Consider the following 2,881-nt stretch of genomic DNA (forward strand, 5'->3'; position numbering starts at 1 on the left):
CTGACGCCAGAGGAATTACCCTGTGATGATTTCCATCCGGATGAAATTTTACAACACTTTGTCGGAAGAGTAGCTGCAGGGTTTAATCAGCGCTCCGGTCCTGCACACGATCTACCTATATATCCCAGCAGTTTCTAAAGTCGCTTGCAATTTTGCAAAAGAAAAATCGATAAATAAAGGAAATGGATTTTCGAATTGAAGAGATGAGCGGCCCAGGCCAGCTTGAGCGGGCCCAGTTGAGAGGGCCCAGTCCGCGCTGCCTCTATGACAGCACAAAGACGTGCTGTTCTCCTCGAACTAAGCTCCACGGCTGTAACGGTTGCAGCCGCCTGAACTCCAAGTTGGCGATCAGCAACCTGTTTCAGACCATTAAGAGAATGGCCGCCGATTTTTTCAATCTTCCCGCGGGAGAACCCGGTCAATTTCCTCCCGGGAAGTAATGCCTAGATCGACTTTCAAGGCGGCGTCTTGTTTTAATGTTTTCATGCCGGCTGGCGGAGCGCAGCCAGCCATAACCTCATATATACCCGTTCTGCCTTTATAGCCCTCCGGAGTAATTTTTCTCACCAGCCGCTGGGCAACTACGCCGCCGACGGTCGCATCAACCAGGTATTTTTCTATCCCCATTTCCACCAGCCGGGTGACGGCGGATGGGGCGTCGTTCGTGTGTAGCGTAGCCAGGACCAGATGGCCGGTCAAGGCCGACTGGAGAGCGATTCGGGCGGTTTCCAGGTCGCGGATCTCGCCGATCATGATAATGTCGGGATCTTGGCGGAGGATCGAGCGGAGCCCGCGGCTGAAGGTTAGCCCTGATTTGGTGTTGACCTGGATCTGGTTAATACCGGGGAGCTGGTATTCGACCGGGTCCTCGATCGTCATGATGTTGACCTCACGGGCATTCAGCTGGGAGAGGGTGGCGTAGAGGGTGGTCGTTTTACCGGAGCCGGTCGGACCCGTTACCAGAACCAGGCCGCATTTTTTATTGATCAATTGGCCGTAGGCCGTCAGCTGTTCGGTGGTCATTCCCAGTTCGGCCAAAGTGAGGTGGGCGTGTTTCCGGTTGAGCAGCCGGAGGACCACTTTTTCCCCATGGATCGTGGGGAGGGTGGAAACGCGCAGGTCGAACTGGTTATGGACAAGCTTGAGGTTGGTCCGGCCATCCTGGGGGAGGCGGCTTTCGGCGATGTCGAGGTTGACCAGGACCTTGATCCGGGAGATCAGCGCGCCCTGTTTTCCCTTATGTATCTGCGGGCCATCCTGCAAGAGGCCGTCCACCCGAAAGCGGACCCGGAGGAACTCTTCGCGCGGTTCCAGATGCAGGTCGCTCGCCCCGAGTTCAGCCGCCTTGTTTAGCAACTCATCGAGTAATGCTGGGATCTCCACATTTACCGATAAGCAATCTTATTGCCAGGGCAGGCGAGCGTCGCGCGGATAAAAATCGGCGAAAATTCGTCAGTGCTGGAGGCGCAGGGCATGTTCGGCGGCCAGGCGCATCTCTTCGATCGGCGGTTCCTCCCCGGTGAAGAGTGAGAAGGCGAGCGCTCCCTGGCGGACCAGCATCCCGAGGCCGGAGCAAACGCGGCAACCGGCGGCCTGGGCGATCTTGATCAACTGGGTTTCCCGGGGATTATAGACGAGATCGTAGACTAGGGCCCCTTTTTTGAATTTAGTTTTGGCCGGCAGGGGAGAAGCGTCAACCTGGGGGGACATCCCGACCGGTGAGGTGTTAACGACGAGGTCAGCCGCGGCGATCGCCGCGCGTAACTCCGGGCTATCGAGAGCGGCGTGATGGCAGGGGGAGTTGAAGGCCGTCCCCAAATATTCCGCCAGCAATTTAGCTTTATCGTCCATCAAGTCGGAGAGGGTCAAACCCTTGACCCCGACCTCGGCCAAGATCGTTCCGACCGCCCGGCTGGCGCCGCCGGCCCCGATGATGACTACCCTCTTTCCCTCCGGTTCAAATCCGGCATCTTCCTGAAGTGATTCAATAAAACCGGGCGCATCGGTATTATAGCCGACCAGCCGGCCGGCCTGGTTCTCCACCGTGTTGACGGCACCGATCAACTGGGCGAGCTTGGTCACTTCGTCCAGCAGCGGGACGATAGTTTCTTTGTGCGGGATAGTGACGTTGAACCCGGCGATATGGAGAGCGCGCAGGCCGGTCAAAGCCTCCGGCAGCTCATCTGGTTCGACTTCGAACGGGATATATTCGTAAGGGAGCTTCATTTTCTGGTAGACGGCGTTATGCATCGCCGGCGAGAGGCTGTGGCCGAGCGGGTAACCGATTATCCCCACGATCTTTTTCATGGCATGATAAGTATAGCATATGGTAAAATGACCTTGATGAAAAACAAACTACTGGTGGCCGCGCTTTTACTCCTGCTGGCCGGGGCGCTGGTTTGGTGGCTGGTCAACCGGGTGCCGGGGAAGCCAAAATATGATTACAAGGGCTGGCGCACCTATACCAGCCAAAAGTACGGCTACACCGTCAAATATCCCGGGGATTGCAAGATCGTCGCCCTGAACGCCAACGAAATGATCGAGTTCCTCGGACCGGAAGTGACCTACAATCAGCAAGGGGAGCGCTGGCCGCGCCTCGCCATTAGCCATTATCTGAGCAGCTTTTATCATCCGCCGGCCGGGACCGATGTCTGGCAATGGACGAACAAGCTGGTTGGGGATAAGGCCGGGCAGGAGGTCAGCCTGGCGGGGTTGCCGACCGTTCATTTGGTCCAGGCGCGGACGGTCCAGGGCTACGCCGCGGATTATTACTATTTAATCAAAGGGGAACAGCTTTTCCAGATCTCTATCCTTCACACGGCCGACCAAAAAGACCAGCTCTTGTACGACAAGTTCCTGAACAGCTTCCGGTTCTTTAAAT

3 protein-coding genes are annotated in these 2,881 nt (G+C 56.6%); 1 reads left to right on the plus strand and 2 read right to left on the minus strand.

All coding sequences use genetic code 11. The annotated features are described in order from the left end of the window. Nucleotides 1-393: 393 nt before the first annotated feature. Together WC903_09220 and WC903_09225 are read right to left on the minus strand one after the other, a co-directional pair. On the minus strand, nt 394-1,383 hold the full coding sequence (locus WC903_09220; protein ID MFA5894125.1) for a GspE/PulE family protein: 990 nt from the start codon (nt 1,381-1,383) through the stop codon (nt 394-396). Between the two features lie 69 nt (nt 1,384-1,452). After that, nucleotides 1,453-2,307: a shikimate dehydrogenase gene (locus WC903_09225; GenBank protein MFA5894126.1), complete on the minus strand. Its 855-nt coding sequence runs from the start codon at nt 2,305-2,307 to the stop codon at nt 1,453-1,455. A 36-nt stretch (nt 2,308-2,343) separates the two neighbouring features. On the opposite strand from WC903_09225, the gene WC903_09230 reads away from it, so the two are divergent. Then, a partial coding sequence (locus tag WC903_09230) for a hypothetical protein (protein MFA5894127.1) occupies nt 2,344-2,881 on the plus strand: 538 nt, incomplete at its 3' end.

This window comes from Candidatus Margulisiibacteriota bacterium (genome assembly GCA_041658645.1).
Lineage (GTDB): Bacteria > Margulisbacteria > WOR-1 > O2-12-FULL-45-9 > XYB2-FULL-48-7 > JBAZZV01.

What these genes read in the sequence shown, in the direction of transcription:
- WC903_09225 (MFA5894126.1), bottom strand. Translation starts at nt 2,307, where the DNA reads ATGAAAAAGATCGTGGGGATAATCGGTTACCCGCTCGGCCACAGCCTC.